At 36.4% G+C, this 24,044-nt stretch carries 23 protein-coding genes; 13 read left to right on the top strand and 10 right to left on the bottom strand.

Features of this window, described 5'->3' with window-relative positions:
- Positions 1-44: 44 nt before the first annotated feature.
- Genes BLW74_RS20635 through ribA form a run of 6 tightly spaced genes read left to right on the top strand, consistent with a single transcriptional unit; the run spans position 45 to position 4,399 of the window.
- Positions 45-896, top strand: coding sequence for a lipoprotein insertase outer membrane protein LolB1 (locus BLW74_RS20635; RefSeq protein WP_089696259.1), 852 nt, complete (start codon positions 45-47; stop codon positions 894-896).
- Positions 893-2,455, top strand: a complete 1,563-nt coding sequence (locus BLW74_RS20630) for a peptidoglycan DD-metalloendopeptidase family protein (RefSeq protein WP_089696256.1) — start codon at positions 893-895, stop codon at positions 2,453-2,455. Before BLW74_RS20635 ends, BLW74_RS20630 begins: the two co-directional genes overlap by 4 nt.
- A gap of 31 nt (positions 2,456-2,486) precedes the next feature.
- Positions 2,487-2,699 (top strand): twin-arginine translocase TatA/TatE family subunit, encoded by a 213-nt coding sequence (locus tag BLW74_RS20625; RefSeq protein WP_089696252.1) that lies wholly within the window; start codon positions 2,487-2,489, stop codon positions 2,697-2,699.
- Between the two features lie 15 nt (positions 2,700-2,714).
- On the top strand, positions 2,715-3,329 hold the full coding sequence (locus BLW74_RS20620) for a DUF4254 domain-containing protein (protein ID WP_089696249.1): 615 nt from the start codon (positions 2,715-2,717) through the stop codon (positions 3,327-3,329).
- Entirely contained in the window at positions 3,326-3,784 is a 459-nt protein-coding gene (locus BLW74_RS20615) for a hypothetical protein (RefSeq protein WP_089696246.1), read from the top strand. The genes BLW74_RS20620 and BLW74_RS20615 overlap by 4 nt, the downstream gene beginning before the upstream one ends.
- 18 nt (positions 3,785-3,802) lie before the next feature.
- Entirely contained in the window at positions 3,803-4,399 is a 597-nt protein-coding gene (gene ribA / locus BLW74_RS20610; RefSeq protein WP_089696242.1) for a GTP cyclohydrolase II, read from the top strand.
- Positions 4,400-4,615: 216 nt separating this feature from the next.
- On the opposite strand, the gene BLW74_RS20605 is transcribed toward ribA, so the two are convergent.
- The gene (locus BLW74_RS20605) at positions 4,616-5,158 is read right to left on the bottom strand and encodes a hypothetical protein (protein ID WP_089696238.1); all 543 of its coding nucleotides are present in this window, start codon (positions 5,156-5,158) and stop codon (positions 4,616-4,618) included.
- Between the two features lie 116 nt (positions 5,159-5,274).
- On the opposite strand from BLW74_RS20605, the gene BLW74_RS20600 reads away from it, so the two are divergent.
- The 5 genes from BLW74_RS20600 (at position 5,275) to BLW74_RS20580 (ending at position 10,266) form a co-directional block, all read left to right on the top strand.
- The gene (locus BLW74_RS20600; protein WP_089696235.1) at positions 5,275-6,975 is read left to right on the top strand and encodes a glycoside hydrolase family 3 protein; all 1,701 of its coding nucleotides are present in this window, start codon (positions 5,275-5,277) and stop codon (positions 6,973-6,975) included.
- A 27-nt stretch (positions 6,976-7,002) separates the two neighbouring features.
- Positions 7,003-8,151: an N-acetyl-alpha-D-glucosaminyl L-malate synthase BshA gene (bshA, locus tag BLW74_RS20595; protein WP_089696231.1), complete on the top strand. Its 1,149-nt coding sequence runs from the start codon at positions 7,003-7,005 to the stop codon at positions 8,149-8,151.
- Between the two features lie 28 nt (positions 8,152-8,179).
- Complete coding sequence (locus BLW74_RS20590) at positions 8,180-9,436, top strand: DUF2851 family protein (RefSeq protein WP_089696228.1); 1,257 nt, start codon at positions 8,180-8,182, stop codon at positions 9,434-9,436.
- 92 nt (positions 9,437-9,528) lie between these two features.
- A complete protein-coding gene (locus BLW74_RS20585; RefSeq protein ID WP_089696225.1) occupies positions 9,529-9,750 on the top strand; it encodes a PspC family transcriptional regulator in 222 nt (73 codons plus the stop codon).
- Between the two features lie 3 nt (positions 9,751-9,753).
- Positions 9,754-10,266 carry a GNAT family N-acetyltransferase gene (locus BLW74_RS20580; protein ID WP_089696222.1) on the top strand — a complete coding sequence of 171 codons (513 nt, stop codon included), beginning with the start codon at positions 9,754-9,756 and terminating at the stop codon, positions 10,264-10,266.
- 51 nt (positions 10,267-10,317) lie between these two features.
- Here the strand turns inward: BLW74_RS20580 and BLW74_RS20575 are convergent, their stop codons facing one another.
- From BLW74_RS20575 to BLW74_RS20560, 4 genes are all read right to left on the bottom strand, one after another.
- Positions 10,318-11,052: an SIMPL domain-containing protein gene (locus BLW74_RS20575; RefSeq protein WP_062672285.1), complete on the bottom strand. Its 735-nt coding sequence runs from the start codon at positions 11,050-11,052 to the stop codon at positions 10,318-10,320.
- A gap of 96 nt (positions 11,053-11,148) precedes the next feature.
- Positions 11,149-12,018, bottom strand: coding sequence for a carboxypeptidase-like regulatory domain-containing protein (locus BLW74_RS20570; RefSeq protein WP_228424994.1), 870 nt, complete (start codon positions 12,016-12,018; stop codon positions 11,149-11,151).
- Positions 11,972-12,787: a hypothetical protein gene (locus BLW74_RS20565; protein ID WP_089696218.1), complete on the bottom strand. Its 816-nt coding sequence runs from the start codon at positions 12,785-12,787 to the stop codon at positions 11,972-11,974. Before BLW74_RS20565 ends, BLW74_RS20570 begins: the two co-directional genes overlap by 47 nt.
- Positions 12,788-13,534, bottom strand: coding sequence for a hypothetical protein (locus tag BLW74_RS20560; protein WP_089696215.1), 747 nt, complete (start codon positions 13,532-13,534; stop codon positions 12,788-12,790). It abuts the gene before it with no gap.
- A gap of 181 nt (positions 13,535-13,715) precedes the next feature.
- On the opposite strand from BLW74_RS20560, the gene BLW74_RS20555 reads away from it, so the two are divergent.
- Positions 13,716-16,856 (top strand): UvrD-helicase domain-containing protein, encoded by a 3,141-nt coding sequence (locus BLW74_RS20555; RefSeq protein WP_089696212.1) that lies wholly within the window; start codon positions 13,716-13,718, stop codon positions 16,854-16,856.
- 109 nt (positions 16,857-16,965) lie between these two features.
- Positions 16,966-17,181, top strand: coding sequence for a hypothetical protein (locus tag BLW74_RS20550; protein WP_089696209.1), 216 nt, complete (start codon positions 16,966-16,968; stop codon positions 17,179-17,181).
- A gap of 160 nt (positions 17,182-17,341) precedes the next feature.
- Here BLW74_RS20550 and BLW74_RS20545 read toward each other — a convergent pair whose 3' ends face one another.
- The 5 genes from BLW74_RS20545 to BLW74_RS20525 form a co-directional block, all read right to left on the bottom strand.
- Complete coding sequence (locus BLW74_RS20545) at positions 17,342-17,851, bottom strand: ferritin (RefSeq protein ID WP_089696206.1); 510 nt, start codon at positions 17,849-17,851, stop codon at positions 17,342-17,344.
- Positions 17,852-17,978: 127 nt separating this feature from the next.
- A complete protein-coding gene (locus BLW74_RS20540; protein ID WP_089696203.1) occupies positions 17,979-18,431 on the bottom strand; it encodes a hypothetical protein in 453 nt (150 codons plus the stop codon).
- Between the two features lie 200 nt (positions 18,432-18,631).
- Positions 18,632-19,645: a hypothetical protein gene (locus tag BLW74_RS20535; RefSeq protein WP_089696200.1), complete on the bottom strand. Its 1,014-nt coding sequence runs from the start codon at positions 19,643-19,645 to the stop codon at positions 18,632-18,634.
- Positions 19,646-19,784: 139 nt separating this feature from the next.
- Positions 19,785-22,436, bottom strand: a complete 2,652-nt coding sequence (locus BLW74_RS20530; protein ID WP_089696197.1) for a 4-alpha-glucanotransferase — start codon at positions 22,434-22,436, stop codon at positions 19,785-19,787.
- A gap of 125 nt (positions 22,437-22,561) precedes the next feature.
- On the bottom strand, positions 22,562-23,725 hold the full coding sequence (locus tag BLW74_RS20525; protein WP_089696194.1) for a T9SS type A sorting domain-containing protein: 1,164 nt from the start codon (positions 23,723-23,725) through the stop codon (positions 22,562-22,564).
- Between the last annotated feature and the right edge of the window lie 319 nt (positions 23,726-24,044).

Here is a 24,044-nt window from a genome sequence, read left to right as displayed (position 1 = left end):
GGCGTTAATATTGCACCGTATTTTTTTAATTTAAAGATAAATACATGAAAAATTGGATCCCGCTTCTTTTATTGCTTCTTGCATTATCATCCTGTAAAACCCGTACCAAAGCTCAAAATGACACAGACCGTACACGGGACAGCATAACTGCTGTAAAAGATCAGGATAACGGAAATCCGAAAGATGCGAACGAACCTGTGAAAGACAAGCTCACCTTTTATGAGCACGTACTGGTTCCGCCCAAATTTGACCAGATTAAAATAGACAGTAAAATACGGGTAGAAACAGGAAGCTATGTGCCTACGCTGGATGCTACTGTTTATATTGAAAATAATACAAAGGTCTGGATGAACCTGAGAGCACTTTTCATCAACGCTGCCAGAGGTATCGCTACTCCTGAAGGGATCAAAGGACAGGATAAGATCAATAAGACCTATATAGATTCTGATTTTGATTATCTTAATAATTTACTCAATGTCAATTTCATTGATTATAAGTCTTTGGAAAAAATACTGTTGGGAAGAACTTTTGTAAAAATCAATGACAGACAATTTACCCTGACTCAAAATGCACAGGGCTTCAGAATGGTTTCCAACACCAATCAGAAAATTACGACGGATGAAAAAAACAGAGAGTACAAAATTGCTCTTCAATATGACACCAATTACGATTTACTTAACGTCAACCTGAAAGATATTTTATCTTCTGATGAGCTTGATGTTTCTTATGGTGACTGGAATGAGTATGAAGGAATTCGTTTACCAAAAAATGTTAAAATAATTATAAAAGGCTCAAAATCTAGTCAAATTCTAATGGAAAATACGAAATTTGACTTTTCGAGGATGGAAACACCTTATTCTGTACCATCCAGTTATAAGAAAATTGAGATTAAATGATTAAAAAATTTAGCTTTTTAATAGGTGTTTTGATGTTCGGACTGCACCAGGGACAGCAGACCAAAGAACAGCTGCAGAAGCAGAATGCCGAACTTAAAAAACAAATTGCACAAATAAATTCCGATTTAGCCAAAACCAGAAGTGAATCTAAACTTTCCGTAGCCTATCTCTCCAGTGTGAATCAAAAGTTGGTTTTAAGAGAAAAGGTTTATAATAACACCCAGAAAGAAAAAAGATTCATTGAGGATGATATCTATTTACGTCAGCTGGAAATCAACCGTCAGAATAAAGAACTGGCCGTTTTAAGAAAAAACTATGCTGAGGTTTTGGTAAATGCTTATAAAAATAAAGGAGTACAAAATAAAGTAACATTTATTCTTTCTGCCAAAAATCTGGGAGAAGCTATACGCAGAGTACAATACCTGAAACAATATTCCGATTATCAGGACAAAAAGGCAGCCGAAATTACCGATGCTGCTAACCTGATCAAGAAAACAATCGCACAAAAACAAAACTCCGTAAAAGAGAAAACAAACCTTCTGTTAAATCAACAGAAGGATTTGGCGACAATTAATGCTGAAAGAACCCAAAAAGAACAATTGGTAGCTGATTTTAAGAAAAACGAATCTAAACTGACTGCTGAACTTAAACAAAAACAGGTTCAGTCTAAGGCATTGGAGGGACAGATCAGAGCCATTATCGCAGAGGAAATAAGAATTGCCAAGGCAGAGGAAGAAGCCAGAAGAAAAGCAGAGGCAGAAAAAATCCGTTTGGCAAAACTAGCCGCTGAAAGAGAAAAAGCAAGAATTGAAGCAGAGGCCAAAGCAAGAGCAGAGGCCCTTGAAAGAGAAAGAAGACTTGCCGAAGCTGAAGCGAAGAAAGCTGCAGAGCTGGCCGCCAGAAGAGCAGAAGAAGAAAGAAAACGCAGTGAAGATGCTGCCAAAGCAGAGGCCAATGCACGTGATGAGGCAAGAAGAGTCGCCGCTAAAAAAGCTTCAGACGAAGCCAATGCAAGAGCTAAAGAAGCTGCAGATAAACTAACCGCTGCAAGAGCCGCAGAAGCCGCCCTTGCCAAGAGAAAAGAAGACGAGAAGAAAGCAGCTGAAACTAAGGCAATGACCAGCTACGGAGTTTCCACAGCTACCGGAAACAGCTTTGCTGATAACAGAGGAAGACTGGGCTACCCGGCAGACAGAGCCGGACAGATCACTCACCGTTTCGGAAGACAGCAGCACCCGGTTTTCAAAAATATATCTGAAGACAATACGGGTATTAAAATTTCTGTCCCTTCAGGTACACGTGCCAAATCCGTGTTCCCGGGAACTGTTTCTTCTGTAGTAGCAAGCAGTGACGGTACGAAAACGGTTATCATTAAACACGGAGGATATTTTACCATCTATTCCAACTTATCCAATGCAAATGTTTCCAAAGGACAGCAGGTTTCATCAGGAACCCCAATTGGTACAATTGCTCAGGATTTTGATGGTGTTTATACCCTTGATTTTCAAGTATGGAACGGAAGTACACCAGTTGATCCACTTGGTTGGATTTCATATTAAAAAAAGTGTACCTTTGTAAAAATTTAAAGAGATGAATACACTAACAATACTTGCCTTATCTTGGCAACATATCCTTATCGTAGCAATACTTTTAGTATTACTTTTTGGAGGAAAGAAAATTCCGGAATTAATGAGAGGAGTTGGTTCAGGAATCAAGGAATTTAAAGATGCGGTAAAAGAGGAAGACAAACCAGGTTCTGAAAACAAATCTTCTTCTAACAATAACAATACTTCCAGCAACTAAAATTCCTTAGAATTAATGAAATTTACTGAGACTGCATGGGTAGTCTTCAATAAAGCTATTGAAGACTATCACGTGTCTGATGACGTTAACACTCTAATTAATAACCCGTTCGAAAAAGATAGTTTGGAACGGATTTTGTATGCAAAGAACTGGATTGATACCGTTCAATGGCATCTGGAAGATATTATTAGAGATGAAAATATTGATCCGGCTGAAGCTCTTCAGTTGAAGAGAACGATAGACGCCTCCAATCAGAAAAGAACTGATCTGGTAGAATATATTGACGGCTGGTTCCTTAATAAGTTTGAAAATATAACTCCTAAACCTGACGCAAAAATAAATACGGAAACTCCCGCTTGGGCAGTAGACAGGTTGTCAATTCTTGCATTAAAGGTTTATCATATGTCGTTAGAAGCGAATAGAGAATCTGCTTCTGAAGAGCACAGAAAGAACTGCCAGGCAAAACTGGATGTTCTGCTTACTCAGAAAGAGGATCTGTCTACTTCTATAGATCAGTTGCTTGCTGATATTGAGAACGGTAACGTTAAGATGAAAGTATACAAACAAATGAAAATGTATAACGATGAAAGTCTTAACCCAATCCTTTATCAAAAAGGGCAGCAGAAATGAAACGACTAATTTTTCTTGGAGTACTTATCATATTAACATCTTCCTGCGCAACGGAAAAGCTTAACCTTTCTCCGTTGTCAAATAATTTTTATAGTGATACCAAAGGTTCTGATTCCGATAGAGGCTCAAAGAAGAATTTTAATATCAATATTAAAGAAAATATAAACGCTTCTGAAATTTCTAACATGGTCTCTACTTTTCCCAAGTTTAAAAACAACGGAATCAATGAGGAGATTACAAGTCTGAAATACAGCCTTCAGAATTATTTATATGCCATTGATGCCAATAACTCTACAGGAAAAAGCAGAGCCCTTAAAAGCTTTGAAAAATCTTACAAAAAAATACAAAAGCTAAGACAGAATCTTGACAGAGATGAAGATGAAGTTCTCAACAGATATCTGGTTCGTTTAAAAACCAATATTTCTGTTATTGAAGATACTTTGCCAGGAAGTTAAAAACAATTTGAACGATCAATGATTAAAATTCAGGCGGAAGCCAATGTTCCTACAGAACACGGTACTTTCCGAATGATAGCTTTCTCCGAAAACGAAAACGACTGGATGCCTCACATGGCCATTGTTGCAGAAAATACAGATTTCTCCCAACCAGTAAATGTTCGTTTCCATTCAGAATGTATTACCGGAGAAGTTTTCCATTCAAAAAAATGCGAATGCGGCCAGCAGTTAGATGCGGCTATGAAATATATCCATGAAAACGGTGGAATTATCATCTACCTTCGTCAGGAGGGAAGAAACATCGGGATCATCAACAAGCTCAAGGCTTATTCCCTGCAGGAAAAAGGTTTGGATACCGTACAGGCCAATCTTCAACTGGGACTTCCTGCAGACGACAGAAACTTTGGTGTAGCCATAGAAATTCTTAACCTGCTTGATGTACAAGATATTAATCTTCTGACTAACAATCCTGAAAAGGTAAAATATGTGGTAGACAGCAATATTCACCTTAATTCAAGAATTCCGCTGCAGATTCCGGCTAACGAAATAAGCAAAGGATATCTGCAAACCAAAAAAGACTTCTTTGGACATCTATTGGATGACAATGATAACTAGATAAAACAAAAGCTTCAGAAATTCTGGAGCTTTTTTATTTTTAGAACTTAAACAGTTATCTAAAAACTCATTTGAGATTCAGGATTACCGGATTTTAGTACCCTATTCTACACATTAATTAGTATTCTTTTAAATCGGTTTACTAATATCAATCAAAAGCCCCGGAAGATATTCTTCCGGGACTTTTTTAATTATAAAAAACTGAAAAGATATTTCTTAATATTTGGTTGCAATCTTAGACTCATCAATATTGTAATATTTAATTACGCTATTGTAGTCTGAATAATTAACCGCTGCTGCAGCAGCATTTTTAGAAGTACCTGTTTTTGCAGGAACAATTACAACTCTGAATTTTTTGTTTGTGTAATACCCCGGATTGTTATCTAAATTAACTCCATTGGTAGATCTTACATCAATTCCAATATCAAACTTACTGAAGTCATATGAATATTCTACCTTATCAGCTCCGTTATTTGGATATTCTGTATAGGGAAGTAATTTCCATATCGGTGCTCCATTAGTAGTAAGACCTGTCTGTAAATAAATAAGCACTACATCAGATTCTAATAAAGCACTTTTAAAGGCATCATCAAAATGGTATGTAAAGCTATCTTGTTTATTAAATTTCGGAATAATATCATATGCCGTTGAATACGTATCATTATCCTGACCTTGTACCACAACATCATCACTATTATCACAGCTGTATGCAGTAAAACCTACAGCACCCAGGAATAAAAAGAGAAGTATTTTTTTCATTTCTTATTAAAGTTTAGTTATTATTTATAATGCGTATTCAAATCATATACCAAAAATTTCAAAAACTTTGTTTTCCTCATTTTTTTAATCGTATTTTTGTTCTTATTCAAAAAGTCATGAAGAAATTATTATATACTTCACTCTTTATAACTGCATTAATAAGCCCTAAGGCGAAAGCCCAGTATCAGCCTAAAAATGCTACTGAGGAAGATCTTAAAAAGGCTCAGCAGTGGGTTGATAAGACATACAAAAGTCTTTCTCAGGATGAAAAATTAGGACAGCTTTTTATTGTGGCGCTTTATACCAATAAAGGGGAAGAGTATATCAGCCAGATAAGAAATATTGTTACAGCGGATAAAATTGGCGGTCTGATTCTGATGCAGGATGATGCAGGAAGAGAGATTACTCTGGTGAATGAATTTCAGCAAAAGTCGAAAATTCCTTTAATGATCGGGATGGATGCAGAATGGGGACTGTACCAGAGAATTGCAGCAGCACACAAATTTCCCTGGGCTATGACGCTGGGAGCTATTCAGGATAAAAATCTGGTATATCAGATGGCGGCAAAAATTGCTGATGACTGCCACAGAATGGGAATCAACTGGGATTTCGCTCCTGTAGTGGATGTCAATACTAACCCTAGTAATCCTATCATTGGGAACAGAAGCTTCGGATCTGAAGTAGACAATGTCATCCGCTCTGCGCAATCCTACTCCAACGGTCTTCAGGATAATAATATCTTAGCAGCCATCAAACATTTTCCGGGACACGGAGATACCAGCACCGACTCTCACTTAGACCTTCCGGTGGTTTCTCATCCGATGGACAGACTTAATACCGTAGAATTGGCACCATTCAAAGCACTGATAAATAAAGGAATCGGTGGTGTAATGGTGGCTCATTTATATGTTCCAAGCTTAGAATCAGGAAAAGGTATTCCCGCGTCTGTTTCTAAAAACATCATCACAGGATTACTGAAAGATAAGCTGGGCTATAAAGGATTAATCATCACCGATGCATTGAATATGGGCGCTGTAGCTAATAAATATAAGCCGGGAGAACTGGATGCTATGGCATTTAAAGCAGGGAATGATATTATGCTTTTCTCTCAAGGTGTTTCTGAAGGTAAAAAACTCATTCAGAAAGCTATTGACAAAGGAGAAATTCCCCAGTCCAGAGTAGAAGAAAGTGTGAAAAAAATTCTTTTGACCAAATACTTCCTGGGCCTGACTCAGTACACTCCCAAAAATCCTGAAAATATCAATGCGGACCTGAATAATAATTCACACACTACTTTGGTACAGAATCTTTATGCCAATGCATTGACTTTATTAAAGGATGAAAAGAAATTACTTCCCCTTACAGGAAAGCAGGTTTATTACGTTCCTCTTGAAGAAGCTCCTTATCAGACTTTCGCAGATAGATTGGGTAATGTAATTATTAAAAAAGCCGTAGAGATCAATACCATTCCTGCCGGATCAACAGTAATTGTCGGTTTCCACAAGGATAACTCAACAGCTTACAAGCCTTATAAAATCTCACCAGAATCTAAGAAAGTACTCTCTGATCTTACCAAAAATCAAAATGTCATTCTGGATGTATTCGGAAGTGCTTATGCATTGAAAGATATTGACCTCTCAAAAGTTTCCACAGTTCTTGTTTCTTACGAAAACAATGATGATTCAATGAATGCAGCAGCGGATGCTCTAAAGGGAAAAACAAAAATATGGGGCAAACTTCCTGTGCTGGTTAATGATCAGCTGAAACCGGGAATGGGGATAGAGCTCAATGCATTAACCTCAGCCGACACCAAATAATACAACATCAAAAATAACAATAATCTAATGAAAATAGGCATACTTTGCTATCCAACATACGGAGGAAGCGGAATTGTAGCAACAGAATTAGGAATGTCTCTCGCCAATAAAGGATATGAAGTGCATTTCATCAGTTCTGCACTTCCGGCAAGATTAGACATTACCAATCCTAATATTTTCTTCCACAGGGTAAATGTTCAGACCTACCCTCTTTTCCAGTATCAGCCTTATGATATTGCATTGAGCTCGATGATCTACAGGGTTGTAAATCTGTATAAACTGGATCTTCTGCATGCGCATTATGCCATTCCTTATGCATATGCAGCTTTTACGGCAAAGCAGATGCTTCGGGAAGACAATAATGACATTCCTCTGGTGACTACATTACATGGTACTGATATCACCCTGGTAGGCCAGCACCCAAGTTATAAACATGCTGTAGAGTTTTCCATTAACCAATCGGACGCCATTACTTCTGTTTCCGAAAGCCTGAAAAAAGATACCCTTCAGTTTTTCAATATTAAAAAAGAAATCCAGGTGATTACCAATTTTATTGATAATTCTGAATTTGACGACTGTTCGGAGTGCCAGAGAACGCAGTTTGCCAACCCGGATGAAAAGATCCTGATCCACGTTTCTAACCTTCGCCCCGTAAAACGGGTAGACGAAGTTCTTCAGATCTTTAAGAATGTAGAGAAAAAAGTTAAATCCAAACTGATCATCATTGGTGAAGGTCCTGATATGGAAAAGGTAAATCAGTTTTTGGAAGAAAATCCTGATCTTATTTCGAAAATCCGTCTGCTAGGAAAGGTGAATGATCTGTATAAAATCTTGCAGCTTTCTGATGTATTTCTTCTTCCTTCGGAGCAGGAAAGTTTTGGTCTGGCAGCTTTGGAAGCTATGGCAGCTTATACTCCGGTTATCAGTTCCAATGCAGGAGGGATTCCTGAGGTAAATATCCAGGGAGAAACCGGATACCTAGCTGAGATCGGAAATGTGGAAGCAATGAGCAACTACACCATCAAACTCTTGAGCAATGATGAACTTTTAGCCAAAATGAAGCAAAATGCGAAAGATCAGGCTATAAAATTTGATTTGAAAAACATTCTTCCTATCTATGAGAAAATGTATAGAACAACCATAGAAAATTTTAATAAGGAGCTGACGAAAGTATAATATTTCTGTTATATTTATCGTCACGCTTATGACGGAAAAACTGCTTCAATATCTTTGGAACTATAAAGTTTTCAAACATTTTAACTTCAAGGATATTGAAGGGAATTCCGTTGAGATTATCCATTTCGGGAAATGGAATACCAATGCCGGCCCGGATTTTCTGGATGCTAAAATCAAAATTAACGGATTACTTCTCGCAGGAAATATTGAACTGCACATTCGTTCTTCAGACTGGATTTTCCATAATCATTCTCAAGATCCCAATTACCAGAATATCATTTTACATGCTGTTTTTCTGCATAACACAGATCTTCATGACCTTACAGGAAAAAACATTCCTACTTTGGAACTCAAGGATTATCTGGATGAAAATATCATTCTGAAATATAAAAAGTTTGTTCATCATGAAGGATTTATTGCCTGCGAAAATATTTTTGATCCGGAAAAATTACCCGTTAATTTTCATGAATCGAATATTTTTCAAAAACTGGAGGAGAAATCCATGGAGCTGGAGCAAAGCTTAATTCGTTATAAAAATAATTTTGAGGCCGTTTTATTTCACAGCTTTGCTTATTCTTTTGGGTTGAAGGTAAACGCTCATATTTTCCGGCAGATTGCAGAAAGTGTAGATTTCAGCGTTGTTAATAAAATCCGCCAGAATCCTCTGCAGCTTGAAGCTTTACTGTTTGGAATGTCAGGATGGCTGGACACTCCCAAGGATGAACCTATGAAGATATGGAAAAGAGAATTTGAATTTATTAAAGTAAAGTTTTCGATTCCTGATCTCATATTCCGTCCTAAATTTTTAAGATTAAGACCTCCCAATTTTCCAACAATCCGGCTTTCTCAATTGGCAGATCTATACAAACACCAGAATTTATTTTCAAAGATCATGGAAGCCAAAACGGCGGATCAGCTTTATGATGTTTTCAGTTCTACAAAAGCTTCTGCCTATTGGGATTCTCATTTTAATTTCGGAAATATTTCCAAAGTACATCCAAAAATATTGAGCAGAGATTTCATAGATCTTCTTATTTTAAATACTGTACTGCCACTACAATACGCTTATCACAGATACCATCATGAAGAAACTGCAGATGAAATTGTTGAGCTGTACAGATCTATTTCCGCCGAGAAAAATACCGTTGTTTCAGCGTGGAGAAAGCTGGGGTTAGAAATCACGAGCGCATTGGAAAGTCAAAGTCTCATTTATCATCACAAAACCAATTGTGAAATAAAAAACTGTCTGGCGTGTGGTATTGGATTTAAACTTTTAAAGCAATAAGTATATATGAATATCCATCTTCAAACAAACCTCTATCAAAAAAATTCCTTAACTTGCAGTATTAGATTTAATTTTTACATAACAATCTGGAAATGCTAAGCAATATCCGTCATAAAATGGAAAGACAATGGTTTGGAGTACTTACAAGAATGGGCGCCAAGCTGGGAATTCCTGTATCTAAACTGAGAGTTTTCTTTATCTACTCTACTTTTGCCACTGTTGGTTTTTTCTTTCTGATCTACTTGGGATTGGCATTCACACTTTGGATTAAAGATATTTTTATCACCAGAAGACCCAGCGTCTTTGATTTATAAACTATGGAATTTTTACCAATTACATCCGCTGGAGATGATAGAGTTCAGGAAATCTATGCATCTTACACCACTACTTTTCCTGTAGATGAGCAAAGAGATCAAGAACATTTTGAAAGTTTATTTTCAAATCCTCATGTAAAGTTCATGTCTGTCATTCATGAATCTGAAGCGATTGGTTATCTTATTCTGTGGGAGCTGAGTTCTTTTGTTTTTGTAGAACATTTTGAGGTCTTTGAAGCGTTCAGAAGTAAAAAACTGGGTTCACATATTATGCATCACTTATCAGAAAGTTACCCGAATATTATCTTAGAGATTGAACCTGCGGAATTGAGTGAAGATGCATCAAGACGTTATTCTTTTTATCAGAGAAATAATTTTACCCTTATAGACACTACTCACGTACAGCCAAGTTATGGCGAAGGAAAAAAATCCCTGAATCTATGGCTGCTTGCCAATTATACTCCTGAAAATATAGAAGAAGTGAAAAAAGAAATTCAAGATATTATTTATCATTAATATATAAAATGCCGGAAACTGGTTTCCGGCATTTTTCTTTTATACTGCAGATTAATTTACCTCGTATTCCAGCTTTATCGTGATGCTGGCTTCTTTTTCTTTGGAAGAAGTATTGAAGGTTCCTCCATACGAATAGTCTTCATTGGAGTTTGGCGCAGTAATCTGTATTACTCCCATGGTTGCTTTCTTTAAATTTCCCAAACTGCTTCCTGAATTCTCTGCAATTTTTTCAGCACGCTCTTTAGCATCTTTGGTAGCACTGGCAATCATTTCCTGTTTTACGGTGGCCAGCTTAGTATAAAAATAAGCAGGTGAAGAAGAGGTAAATTCAATTCCGCGATTGATAATCTCTGTAATATTTCTGGAGAGGTTTTCTATCTTTCCTACCTCTTTGCTTTCAATCGAAACTTTTTGGGTGAGATTATAACCTGAGAATTCTCCCTGTACATAATTTCCGTTCGAATCATTATAGCTTCTGAACTGTTTCTGAATATCTACAGAAGAAAAAACAATCTCCTTCTGCTGTATTCCTTTTGACAGCAGATAGTCGTTGATGACTTTTCTGTCTGTTGCCAGCTCATCATAAGCCGACTTAAGATCAACATTATTTTTAGAGAAACTTCCGGACCAGGTGATCAGATCCGAAGTAAACTGTTTGGTACCTAACCCTGTTACAGAAATGGTATTTTCAGATTTGTTTCTGTTTTTAATGGCATTTCCTAAAAACCCAAGGCCGATCACGAAACCCAGCGCAGCAATAGCTACTGCAAAAATGTTTTTATTCATAAAATTTGTGAATTGAATTGATGTTACATCACCATCTACATCAACTTTTATTCCAATATTTTAAGATTTTTTTAACAGTTATAAAGAAATGTAAGGCTATTTTTGATTCTGCTTCATCCGTTCTATAAAAAGAGGAGCTGTTTCTTCCAATCTCAGCATAACACCAGAAAGATTTCTTGCTTTTACATACGTCCGTACCTGAGGCTTTGCTAAAAACGAAAACTGAATAAATTCTGATACCCTGTCTTCGGGAATTCCTGCTCTCACAAAGTACTCATCATCTATCCTATCCCGAATCCAGGCAATATGTTCCTGCAGGTCATCATAGGTATATTGTCTTTTCTGTCTTCTGGCTTTACCGCTAATCAGATCATACATTCCCTGAACATTCAGGTTTCCTAAGAGTATGGGCAAAAGAACACTTTTCACTTCTGCAGGTTTTTCTCTCATTTTTCCTACCGGTTCCGGAAGGCCCACTGCAGCCTTTACCTGCTCTCCTTTATCTACTTTGGCTACAATCCTGGAATCTGTTTCCAGATCTCCCGTGAGTTTTTTCACGATCTTTACTTCACCCACGTCTTTCGGGATCTGATAAAGTGTAATAAACAGGGGTGAATTGGCTCCGTTAGTAAGAACTCTTTTTGATATTCGTTTGAAATCTTCTTTTACAAATCTCAGTTCATCATTGGAGCTGGCCTCAATGGAAAATATCCCCTGCGCATCAGAATATACTTTTTTGTCTGTAGACATATTGATGACAATGACCTTACTCAGGTCTTCCCCCGCTTCATCTACAATTCTCCCGGTCACAGTCTGCTGGGAAAAGATAGCGGTACCGCACAGAAGCATAAGCAAAAGAATGATTTTTCCTTGCCATGATCTTTCTGTATTTTTAGCAAAATAATTCAATTTTATTACGTTATTCTGTGTTGCCTTCCAGCCTGTTTGTTTTACTATATTCTGCAAATGCTACCTTGAGTTCATATTCTATCTCACTTATCTGAAAATCTTTTCTAAACCTCTTTGCCAGGGCACGCGTTTTTTCGGCGTACAGAAGAAAAGTATCAATCTGTTCTTCGTCCATTCCGTATTTTGTAAGGAAACTCAGATTGATCTGAGTTTTTACTCTCTTAAAAAAATCCTGGGTTTCATTATAATTGGCTTTGGTAATTTTAGGTTTTGTGGCTTTTTTTACCAAACCAGATACAGCACCCAATACACCGAGCACATTTACCTGTCCTGCATTAAAATCATGACCGGTAAAAGTCTTTGATATGGTATTATTAGGTAAAGGCTCGTTAAGAGGACTCCTCATGTATGATTCCATATCAGACTTTAATGACTGAAGTTTTCTGGATTCATTAAAATGCTGATTATCTTTTGCAAGATTTCCTGTAGGCTTGTACTTTATTTTTACTTCAGGGATCTGAATTTCCATTCTCCTCAGAATGATATTCAGCGGAGTCTTAAAATCTTCCCCGTTTATTTTTTTATCACTGCGGTAATATCCCTCTTTAACAAATCTGATCTCATCATTTTCTTTCGCTTCAATCTCAAATTTTCCGGACATATCACTTAAAATACTTTTGCCACTGGAAATATTGACAATGAGCGCAGGAGCTAAATCCAGATCATTTCCCGTGACCACTCTACCTGATATTTTTTGCTGTGCCTTTATTCCAGATGCGATACAAAAAAGCATCATCAATAAACTTTTGCTGATATACTTTTTCATCTATTTCTGCGTTTGCGGGGCACGATAAGAAGAGATCCTTCTCAGAACAAAACCCTGAAATCTGTTAAGGTCCGCATCACTGCAGAACCCATATTTCAGAATTTTCTTTCTTTCAAAACCACCGGCAAAGACATAATAGATAAAATGCTCTATCAGTGGTTTTTCTATTTTTAGATTGGTGAAATAATCATCCCCAAGGCTTGCTCTTATATATTTCATCAGATCGACATCGTCCCATTTGTCCTTTACTTTGCCTATAGAAAAACCCTGCCCTTTTGGCTGTACAAATTCTCCAGGTCTTGCTGCTAATATTCTCGGATCTGATTTCTGTGCAATATACAGATCAATATCTTTGATCAGCTTTTCAACCTTTTTAGGTTTATTATAAAGTTTGGAATCTATTTTCAGATTTCCGGTAAGCCCCTGCTTCACTTCTACCTCGGGAATCAGAATGGTTTGGCGTACCAGACTTACATTCATTGGTGACTGCGTATCTGCCTCAGAAACTTTTTGGGCCAGACGCTCATACCCTGCTTTTACAAACCTTAGCTCGTCTCCCTTTCTTCCGGAAATCATAAAATGACCATCCCTGTTTGAAACCACAATTTCATCCGTTCGTATGTTAATTACATTGACATCCTGCATTTCTGTACCATTTTCAGAAGTAATCTTTCCGAAAATATAACTCTGGGCTTGGATATGGATACATACAATAATGAATAAAAAAGAGAATAGTTTAAGTTTCACAGGCTATTTTTATAGAGCAAAGCTAAAATTATTTTTAATTTATACCATAAGTTTAACCACAGTTAACGTGTTTTAATATTTCTTTTTAATTTTTGCCCCCAAAACTGTTAAATCGGTTGATTAAATTGTTAAATTTTCTTTTAAATTTTAGCTAACTTGCAGTCTCAATTCTCTTTCAACAATGCAAAATTCTTATACAGTTATCAATGCTTCTGCCGGATCGGGGAAAACTTACGCCCTGGTACAGAGACTTTTGATGATCTGTCTCCGCTATCCTAATCAACAGCAGTCGATCAGGAATATTCTCGCCCTCACTTTTACCAACAAGGCAGCGAACGAGATGAAGGAAAGAATTTTATCCTGGCTGGGAAATTTTTCTTCGAAAGACTATGCAGAAAATGCCGATCTGAGAAATATCCGTAAAGCATTTGAGGAGCAGGGCTTAAAAATTACTATTGATGAGCTTCATCACCGATCTAAAAAACTGCTGGATTATGTTCTTCATAACTATTCCACATTGAATATCGGGACTATTGACCGTTTCAATTCAAGGCTGGTAAGAAGTTTTTCTTATGAATTAGGGTTAGCTAAAAACTTCAATCTGGAAATTGAAGCCGAACCGTTCCTGATAGAAGCGGTGGATAAAATGCTGGATCAGATTGGAGAGAATGAAACCATCTCCAATTCTTTTATGGATTACGTAGACTACAGCCTGGAAAATAATGAAAGAATCAATCTCAATAAAAACCTCTATGATTCTGCCAAAGAATTCGTAAAAGACATCCATTATGAGCATTTGAAAAGCAATAAAAGTTTTGATGATGCCAATTATGAAAATATAAAAAATGCGCTGCGTAAAGAGATTGTTCTAAACAAAAAGCAATCTGCTGAGCTGGCTGCCAATTCTATTGAATTATTCAAATCAAGAAATATAGATATTGAAGATTTTGCTCAGGGTAAAAACGGAATCGGTGGTTTCTTTACCAAAGTAATAGATTTTTACCAGCAGAAAAGAGCCGGATTTCCCTTTCCTACCACTCAGGAAGAATCTGTGGTCAACAATTACAGAAAAGGAGCTTCTTCAAAATCAAAGCATAAAGAATCTGAGATCTTTGAGATTTTGGACCAGCTTCTGGACAACAGAATGAAACTTATTCTTCTGTTTATAGAAACTCAGAAGAAAGAAAAGGTATTGTCTGCTCTTCTTCCGTTAAAGGTAAATAAGGATATTCAGGACGAGCTCCAAAAGATTGAGGAAGAAAATGATCTTGTTCTTCTTTCTAAGTTTAATATTCTGATTAATGAAAACCTCAAGAACGAGCCTTCCGCTTTTATCTATGAAAAGGTAGGTTCACAGTTTCAGCACTATTTTTTCGATGAGTTTCAGGATACCTCAGAGCTTCAGTGGCAGAATTTTGTTCCGCTCAGAGATCATAGTGTTTCTACGGAGTATACTTCGTTTACGCTGGTAGGCGATCCTAAGCAGAGTATTTACCGCTTCCGTGGTGGCGAGAGTAAACTGATGCTGGATATTATCAACAAAAAGGAATTTTCGCCGAAAGAAGCAGATCTTCTGGTTTTAAAAGACAACTGGAGAAGCGCAAGAAATATTGTACAGTTTAACAATGAACTGTACCGTTATCATGCTGAAGGCCTGCTGGAAGAGCATAAGAATATTTTTGGAGCAGATGCAGAGCAGAATCCAAAATCCCAAATGAGTGGACGTGTAAAGGTAAATCTTATAGAAAACCTTACAAATGAAGAATTTTACCAGGACACCTCTGAAAAGATGCGGAAAGATATTCAGGAATGCCTGGATAATGGTTTTAAGTTTTCCGACATTACAATTCTCTGCCGTGGAAATTTTGATATTTTCAGTTATTCTCAAAAGCTCGGAGCGTTAAAAGTACATTACAAAGGCGAAGAAGTCAATATTAAAACAATTTCTGATAAGGGTCTTACATTGGAGCTATCCCATACATTAAAGGCTGTTATTGAATATCTGCGCTGGGAACTCAATCCTAAGAATAAACATTGTCTGATCATGATGATGTACCATCTGAATACATTGGGAAAAATTCAAATGCCGGATTTTACTTTACACATGAAAGAAATTCTGGATATTGAAGGGCATGAAGACATTCTACAGTTCATTAAAGAGAAATATTACCTTCAGCTTCAGCAGGATAACTTCCCAAGATTCAATCTTTATAACTTTATTGAGTATTATATCAACGAATTTTCTGTTGAAAACAAAGAAACAGACTTTTTGCTGAACTTCCTGGAAATGCTTTTCAACTTTACCCAGAATGCGGGCGCCAGTACAAAAGAGTTTTTAAAATACTGGGATGAAGAAGCTTCTTCTTACACCATTCAGGCCTCGGAAAATATTGATGCTGTTCAGATCATGACCATCCATAAATCCAAGGGGCTGGAATTCCCGATTGTTTTCATTCCCATGATGAATAAGAACCGTGACAGTGAATTTACCAATTGGTTTGAGACTAACGAGAATGAAGCTTTAAAATCAGTCAACATCAACCAGTTTAGCAAGAACCTTGAAGCCTATGATGACGAAATTCTGTTTTTCAACACTAAAAATTCTTATAAAAATCTGATTGACAGGCTATGCCTGCAGTATGTAGCGACAACAAGACCTGTTGAACAGCTGTTTTTCTATCTTCAAAAAGCAAATAAGACATCTAATAATCTTGAGCTTCTTGAGTTTCTTCAAACAAAAAATCCGGAGCAGGCTGATGAGTTTGACGTTTATGAGGTGAGTCCTGAAATGCTGAAAAAGTACTCAAAAGAGAAAAGCTCATCCTTTAAAACCCAGAATATTCAGAATCTGAAAAATAGTAATGAAAAGAGTACCTCCATCAGAATTGCGACCCCTTCAAAAAATTATCAGGTAAGAAATGAAAAGGTAAGAATTGGGCTTTTTGTACATGAGCTTTTATCAAAGATCAATACTGAAAAGGACATCATCAGGGTATTGGACGGATATGCTCTGGAAGGTCAGATCACTTTGGAAGAGAAAAATGAAATTCAGATGACTCTGCAGGAAATTGTCCGAAGGTATTCGGAATTTTTTGATGAGAAATGGGAAGTCATTAATGAGAAAGATATTATGATTTCTGAAAACGGAGAAAGTCATATATTCAGGCCAGACCGTATTTTAAAAGGAGATGATGGCTATATGATTGTTGATTTCAAAACCGGAGAGCAAAAAGCCAGGGATGAAGCACAGATCCAGGGTTATAAAAATATTCTCGAACGTCTTGGAAAAAGGGTACTCAAAACTCAGATTATCTATTTATAGATCTCCAAAGACAGGGTTATCAGAAAGTTAATACAATGTTTTTCATAAAAGTCCTTCCAATAAAAATGGTTTTATTATTTTTATTCTGCATTTTGATTGCAAACAAACCATGAAAATATATTTAATTTCCTTTGTAGTAAGCCTGATCTTCATGTCAGTATCTACAGTAATCACTTATACTATTGCTGATAGCTTGCATCCGCCGGTTACAGAAGATGGGCAGCGGTATATGCCTACCGGAAATATAGTAAAATCCCTACTTCTGAATTTTGTATTAGGTGCATTTGTTTTCATCCTCACGGTAAAAATACTGAGGAAGAAATAATCTCCCTTTAACCCGTTAATTTTCAGGAATAATCATATATACAGCTTATGCAAAGATTTAAATTCCATTGATTACGGACCTTTATGAAGTAATATTAGAGTAAAATAAAAACCGCCCTCCCATACTGGAAAGCGGTTTTATATTTGAAAAAATTTCAATGTTAAGCGGTGGTATCCGGAGTAAATACTCTCTGAGATAATTCCTGATCAAAAAGATACAAAGCAGACGGATTATCACATACCATTTTAATTTTTGTAACATATTGAGAAGCGCTGGCTTCTTCTTCTACCTGCTCGTTGATAAACCATTGCAGGAATGATGTTGTTGCAAAATCTCCCTCATCGTTAGCATTCTTTACAATATTGAAAATACTTTTAGTAACGATTTTCTCATGTGCCAAAGCTTTTTCAAAAATATCTGTTGCATTTTCGAACTCATGCGGAGGTTTTGGAATTTCTCCGATGATAATTTCCCCTCCTACATCATTCAGATAATCAAACATTTTATCTGCATGCATTAATTCTTCTTTGCTCTGTACTCTGAAATAGTTGGCAATTCCATCAAGATCTTTTCCGGAAAACCATGCAGACATTGAAAGATAATATTGAGCAGCATATTGTTCGTGGGCAATTTGTTCGTTAATTAATTTTGCAATTTTTTCGCTTATCATAAGTATTAAATTTGTAGTCAAAAGTAGGGAATAAATGCCCGAAATCAAAAGTTTTAAAGAAATTTAATACAAAAAGGATGGAAAAATTTCCATCCTTTACACATTAAAAAACTAAAATTGAAGGTGCTTAATTAACATCAGCATTTCCTGTATTCATAGGCTTTTTCATCATTCTTCTTTCTTTCATGCCCATTTTCATTCTGTCTGCTTTTGCTTGTCTGTCAGCCTGCCATTTATCATATTGCTCAGGGCTTAGGATTTTTTTCATATCTGCATCCATTTGTGCTCTTTTAGCCTGCATTTCCTGCATCTTAGCCTGTCTGTCTCCTTTGCTTTTTTCGAATTCAGCTTTCATTTCTTCTTTTCTTTTATCCTGAAGAGCTTTAATTTGCGCTACCTGAGACGGGTTAAGATTAAGATCTTTTTGCATCTTATCTAAACGCTCCTGTTGTTTCTGATGCATTTTCTGCTTCATCTCAACGGCTCTTGCCTGTCTGTCCTGTTGGGTGGTATTGGTTTGTTGTGCCATTGCAAAACTTCCTATTCCGATAAATGCTATTGCTAAAACTAATTTTTTCATCTTTTTTAAATTTAATTAATTGTTATTTTCTAATTGTTTCTTTTTCTTATATCTTTTTGATTATGAATTAAAACACAAGTTAAATTAACAAATTCATAAATAATGTTAAATTTTAATAAAAATAAATCACAAAAACAACAAAAAAAAGGGCAGATTATAAAAACCTACCCTTCACACCACTTAAATATAATATATGAAAATTAATTCTTAACTAAACTTCCTCTGAATCCTCCACCATTACCACGGCTTTCCTGTCTTGGAGCAGAACTTTCGGATCTTTGTCTGAAGCCGCCGCCGTTACTGTTACGGAAACCGCCGTTATCTTCTCTTCTGGGCGCTTCTCTTCTTACTTCGCTATTTCCTCTGAAACCGCCTCCATTACTGTTTCTAAAGCCTCCATTATTGTCTGAGTTCCCTCTGTTTCCTCCATTATCAGAATTATTACGGAAGCCGCCTCCATTGCTGTTTCTGAAACCGCCGTTGCCTGCAGTACTTCCATTATTCATTCCGCTGCTGTTTCTGAAACCACTATTATTATCACGGAAGCTGCCCGGTCTTTCTGTAGTTCTTGTATTTCTGAACCCTCCACCGGCGCCGTTATCTCTTCTTACAATATCAAAAGTAGGGTTGTCCATTCTACGGAACCTTGATCTGTCTACTCTGTACACATTGATATTGATATTTCTATATCTTGGCATTACAGTATATCTTGGTACGTAGTACGTTCTTCTGTAATTCTGGAAATATACAATTGGACTGGATCCTCTGTAGTAGTTATTCTGGAAAACAACAAATACTCTTGGTCCTAAAATTCTTTGTATTGCATAAAACCTGTCATAGTACCATCTATCCGGATTATATCGGTAGAAATTGTTCCATGCTGTAAAACTTGCATACAGATTGTTTAATCTCAGGATCTGGTCTATCTGCCATCTGTTTAATCTGTTCTGTACGAAAAATCCGTTCCAGTCGATATTTATGATACTGTTTCTGTAATCGTTATAATAGCTTTGGTAGTAATCATTCGGATAATAATCCTGAGGATAATTGTAATAATAATCATCAGGGAAATAGTTTCTATCATCTTCATCACTATAATAATCTCCTCCTCCATTCTGATAATAACCGTCATCACCCCAACCATTATTCGGATACTGCTGAGCAGACGTCAAAACGCCCAACCCAAAAGCTAATCCCAAAAATATTTTTTTCATCTCTATAGTCGTTATTTGGTTAATATATAGCAGAATATCTTAATTCTATCTTTTTGATACAAATAAAAAAAAGAAGTTAAATCCTAAGATCAAACTTCTTTTAAAATATTTTCAACGTATTGATAATCAATTGTTAAATTTACATCCTACCGCTATCTTTAACCCAGAAAGCTATTTTTTCGTTAAATGATTTCTGCATTTTCAGCTCTTCCAGATTAATGTGCATTCTATAGCGCCAGTAATGAGGAAATACTGCCGGATTATTTATTCTTTCATTATCCATTTTCTGATTGGTAAGGCTTGCATCTGTTGCCAAAAATTCCTGGATAGGGAAGATAGCCAGCATGGATTCGTTATACAAATGCTGCTTCATGATAATCTCTGCAAGATGAGGATTAAGGTCTGCAGGGGCTTTTCCATACTGTATTAACTGTTCATTGAAGTATTTTTGTGTAAGCGCAGGATCTTCTTTCCACCATTGTCTCAAGGTAGAGCTGTCATGGGAAGAAGCAGTCACTACATTCATATAGCTTGCATTTTTAGGATTATAGAAAGGAATATTCTCCGAAGGCATACGCTGTACTTTCAGCGCAATAATGGCTAATTCATCCATTACAACCGGCACACATGCAGGAACCATTCCCAGGTCTTCTCCACAGATCAGCATTTTGGTGGCATTAAGAATAACCGGAAGTTTTTCCATCGCCTTTTCGTACCACAGACGATCCTGTCTTCTGAAGAAATAATCGTGATAGAGCTCATAGATACTTTTCTGTTGAGATTCCGGAAGATACTTATAAGAATCTGTATTGTACACATTGAATCTTGGATGATAAACCGTTTTTCCATTTCTTTCTTCCGGTAAGAACAAAACATTGGCACAAAGGGCAACTAATTTTTCCTCAAGCGGACCGAAAGATTTTTTCTTAAAGAAATTAACCAATTTTCTTTGAGTATCAAATTCTTCCTTGAAAGTATAAGTTCCATTGTCATTACGGTTCATCAATTCAAGAGCCTTTCCTGCATCTTCTCCAAAGTAATCCCATAAAATCTGATTGTTGATAAAAGGCTTGCAGTACCTGTCAAAATTGAACGGAATTTGCCATGCCTTAAATTCGTCCTCAATAATGGGAACGGCCGGATAAAAGTATCCTAAAATTCCCTGTACAGCAGAAATCGGCATTCTCCATATTCTGAAGAAGCCCAGAATATGATCTATTCTCATGGCATCAAAATACTGTTCCAGTGCTTTGAATCTGTTTTTCCACCATCTGTAATCGTCAGCTTTCATAGCTTCCCAATTGTAAGTAGGGAATTCCCAGTTTTGTCCCAGTTCGGTAAACTGATCTGGTGGTGCTCCTGCCTGAAAGTCCATTCCGAATAATTCGGGTTCTGTCCATGCTTCCACAGAGTAACGGTAGATCCCAATCGGAAGGTCTCCCTTCAACGAAATTCCCAGGTTATGGGTATAATCTACGGCGTCCTTCAATTGCAGATGTAACTGGTACTGTACCCAGGCATGCAGCATTGAGATGTCATAATCCTTGTTTTTTGTTGTAAAAAACTGTGAAATCTTTCCTGCAATATATTTTTTGTGGGTTTTCCACTCGTTGAAATTGGGTGTTTTATATTTATCCCTCAATACACAGAATGCTGAATACGGAACAAGCCAATATTCATTATCCTTGATGAATTTTTTGAAGTTTTTATCTTTATAAATTTTATCCTTTTCGGCATTGAAAACAGCAGAAAGATACTTCCACTTACCCGCAATCATTTTTTCGTAATCTATCAGATCGAGAGTATTTAAATGCTCTTTTTCAAGCAGATATCCATCAACTAATTCTTTCGGTAAAGAATAATCAAGTTGTTCTAAAGAGATATATTGTGGATGCAGTGCATAAACAGATACGGCTGCATAAGGATAAGAATCTGTCCAGGAATAATTGGCTGTAGTGTCATTGATGGGAAGAATCTGGATAATTCCAAGGTTGGTTTCCTTCGTCCAGTCAGCCAGTTTTTTAATGTCCGAAAATTCTCCCACTCCGAAACCGTCTTCACTTCTCAATGAGAATACAGGAACCGCTACTCCGGCATCATGATACATCTGATAACCTTTAAATCTGAAATAATGATTGGAAACAATCTGTAAAATATCCGGCAACGGATTCGCTACCGTAAATCTGTTTTCTCCTGTTTCCACATCAATGACTCTGTTTTCTTTTGTATCAAAAAGACAGTATTTAAACTGAATCAATTCATTTTCCGGAATTTCAACAGAAACTTCCCACATTCCAAAATCTGTCTGATGCAGAGGAATTACCCTTTCATAATTCCAGCTTCCTAGAGATGCAGTATTTCCAAACAGTACTACTCTCCAGTCCGGATTATAAATAGGTGCCTCTATCCTGAATAAATGGGTATGTCTTTTTAAAACTGTCACTTTTTCAGGAACAAAGTCGTGCAGCTTATTGTAAAGGATCTTATTGTTTAAGTAGTTCTCGGGAAAATTCTTGTTATTCCATTCGTCAAAAATGACAAACTCTTTATAATTATGTGGAAAACTAAGGTGATGCGGAACAAATTCTTCTCTTAATACATTTCCTTTTTCATCTATAACTCTGTATTGGTAAGAAATAGATTTTGAAAAGTTGTCAACTTCACATTTCCATAAACCATTCTCACCATAAAACATAGTATGGATATGTACTGCAGCCCCGTCTTCGCCAATTACCAGCTGTAAGCTCTCTCCGGACTTTACAATATATCCTACATTAAAGTATAGTTTCATCTATATTTTTTTTATAAAAGTACAGTTTAATATCGAAAAATAAAACTTATTGAATATCAAATAATCATTAAAAGACCTTTTCAAAATGTTTGAAAAGGCCTCTGTATTCTGAATTGTAATTGTAATTATTTTGTTACAAGAATCTTCTTACTGAATATTGCTTTTCCTAAGTCATTAGTGATATTTACTATATAAGCGCCACTCAACAATCCTTTAAGATATATCCTTTGATCTGAGGAGTTATCTTTCACATTGAGATGTTGGGTCATTATATTCTTACCGGACATATCAAAAATGTTCAGCTGAATATTTCCCTTTATATTTTTATTAACGCGAACATTGATATAATGTTCATCTACTTTTGTCGGATAAATATCCAGATCAGCTAAGGTACTGGCAATAGTGGCTTTGTCATTGGCAAAATATTTACTTGCAAGATCATAAATGTGCAATCCCTGTTCTCCCGGAAGCTGCTTAGCCTGTAAAGTGGCCAGATCTACTTCATATAAAGCACCTCCTTTTGCGCTTGCAATAACAACCTTCCCCTGCGCATTCACAGCAGATCCATTTACTGAATAGTTATCCGGAATTCCGGAAATCTTTCCCAAAAATTTAGCCTTTAGATCCTTCGTTAGAACTTTAAAAACATTTCCTGAAGCAGAGAAAACATAGAAATTATTATCACTATCTGCAATCATATCACCTCCAAAACCGGTTTCCATAGCCGTAAACGAGTTTTTACCATTGGAAGAATCATCTTTAATAATTCCAAGATCACTTACTACATATTGTCCGCCTTTTTTGCTGATTTCCAGAAATTGAGTTCCTGCATTGTTGACTGCATACACATTTCCGTTATACCCTGTCGCCATTCTTGTAATATGAGAATTAATATCGCATGATGTAACTCTAGCTACATTATTTTCTACCAGCGTAATTTCCTTGGTGTGCTGGTTTAAAATATAAACATTAGACGAAAACATAGGCATGTATACCAGATTATTATTCGAAGAATCATAAGCAAGTGCTGCCAGAGTAATGGCTTGAGAATTATTGTAGGAATTTTTATCTTCCGCTATCATACCTTTTCTTGTCTGCGAAAACACCTTTGCTGACGACTCAGCTGTGAAAATTTTCTCTCCGGAAGTTCCTTGAGCGGCATCAATTGTTCGGAAATCATTGAAGGTGATGCTTTGAGTATCTTTTCCGGTAATAGCAAAAAAATCCTGCTGTGCATAAGCATTTGCACCCAATAGCAGTAAAAATAGAGGGAATAAATGTTTTTTCATATTATTTATTTTTAGATTCGTAATCTTATTTGATATGACTAAGTTACATAATTTTCAAAATAAAAAAGAAAAAGATCTCCGGTATTTGAATAATATTGTTTTGAGTTAATGAGTTTAGGTAATTGGGTAAAAGGCTATTGAGTTACTTTTCCTGTACACGCATTGAGGATATTCGGAAAGAGCGTGCATTATTGTATTGTACTGTATTGTATAGAGTATAAAACAAAAAAACCTTTATCGTTATGATAAAGGTTTTTTAAAAATAAAATAAAAACTGGCGGCGGCCTACTCTCCCGCTTTCGCAGTACCATCGGCGCTG

The organism is Chryseobacterium culicis, from assembly GCF_900108365.1.
In the GTDB taxonomy this organism is placed as follows: Bacteria; Bacteroidota; Bacteroidia; order Flavobacteriales; family Weeksellaceae; genus Chryseobacterium; species Chryseobacterium culicis.
The sequence above is the reverse complement of the archived record's forward strand: the minus strand, read 5'-3'. Positions and strand labels throughout refer to the sequence as shown.

What these genes read in the sequence shown, in the direction of transcription:
- BLW74_RS20605 (WP_089696238.1), bottom strand. Translation starts at nt 5,158, where the DNA reads ATGAAAAAAATACTTCTCTTTTTATTCCTGGGTGCTGTAGGTTTTACT.
- BLW74_RS20620 (WP_089696249.1), top strand. Translation starts at nt 2,715, where the DNA reads ATGAAATTTACTGAGACTGCATGGGTAGTCTTCAATAAAGCTATTGAA.
- BLW74_RS20555 (WP_089696212.1), top strand. Translation starts at nt 13,716, where the DNA reads ATGCAAAATTCTTATACAGTTATCAATGCTTCTGCCGGATCGGGGAAA.
- BLW74_RS20545 (WP_089696206.1), bottom strand. Translation starts at nt 17,851, where the DNA reads ATGATAAGCGAAAAAATTGCAAAATTAATTAACGAACAAATTGCCCAC.
- BLW74_RS20625 (WP_089696252.1), top strand. Translation starts at nt 2,487, where the DNA reads ATGAATACACTAACAATACTTGCCTTATCTTGGCAACATATCCTTATC.
- BLW74_RS20530 (WP_089696197.1), bottom strand. Translation starts at nt 22,436, where the DNA reads ATGAAACTATACTTTAATGTAGGATATATTGTAAAGTCCGGAGAGAGC.
- BLW74_RS20565 (WP_089696218.1), bottom strand. Translation starts at nt 12,787, where the DNA reads ATGAAAAAGTATATCAGCAAAAGTTTATTGATGATGCTTTTTTGTATC.
- BLW74_RS20615 (WP_089696246.1), top strand. Translation starts at nt 3,326, where the DNA reads ATGAAACGACTAATTTTTCTTGGAGTACTTATCATATTAACATCTTCC.
- BLW74_RS20525 (WP_089696194.1), bottom strand. Translation starts at nt 23,725, where the DNA reads ATGAAAAAACATTTATTCCCTCTATTTTTACTGCTATTGGGTGCAAAT.
- bshA (WP_089696231.1), top strand. Translation starts at nt 7,003, where the DNA reads ATGAAAATAGGCATACTTTGCTATCCAACATACGGAGGAAGCGGAATT.
- BLW74_RS20585 (WP_089696225.1), top strand. Translation starts at nt 9,529, where the DNA reads ATGCTAAGCAATATCCGTCATAAAATGGAAAGACAATGGTTTGGAGTA.
- BLW74_RS20540 (WP_089696203.1), bottom strand. Translation starts at nt 18,431, where the DNA reads ATGAAAAAATTAGTTTTAGCAATAGCATTTATCGGAATAGGAAGTTTT.
- BLW74_RS20630 (WP_089696256.1), top strand. Translation starts at nt 893, where the DNA reads ATGATTAAAAAATTTAGCTTTTTAATAGGTGTTTTGATGTTCGGACTG.
- BLW74_RS20600 (WP_089696235.1), top strand. Translation starts at nt 5,275, where the DNA reads ATGAAGAAATTATTATATACTTCACTCTTTATAACTGCATTAATAAGC.
- BLW74_RS20575 (WP_062672285.1), bottom strand. Translation starts at nt 11,052, where the DNA reads ATGAATAAAAACATTTTTGCAGTAGCTATTGCTGCGCTGGGTTTCGTG.
- BLW74_RS20550 (WP_089696209.1), top strand. Translation starts at nt 16,966, where the DNA reads ATGAAAATATATTTAATTTCCTTTGTAGTAAGCCTGATCTTCATGTCA.
- BLW74_RS20580 (WP_089696222.1), top strand. Translation starts at nt 9,754, where the DNA reads ATGGAATTTTTACCAATTACATCCGCTGGAGATGATAGAGTTCAGGAA.
- BLW74_RS20635 (WP_089696259.1), top strand. Translation starts at nt 45, where the DNA reads ATGAAAAATTGGATCCCGCTTCTTTTATTGCTTCTTGCATTATCATCC.
- ribA (WP_089696242.1), top strand. Translation starts at nt 3,803, where the DNA reads ATGATTAAAATTCAGGCGGAAGCCAATGTTCCTACAGAACACGGTACT.
- BLW74_RS20590 (WP_089696228.1), top strand. Translation starts at nt 8,180, where the DNA reads ATGACGGAAAAACTGCTTCAATATCTTTGGAACTATAAAGTTTTCAAA.
- BLW74_RS20535 (WP_089696200.1), bottom strand. Translation starts at nt 19,645, where the DNA reads ATGAAAAAAATATTTTTGGGATTAGCTTTTGGGTTGGGCGTTTTGACG.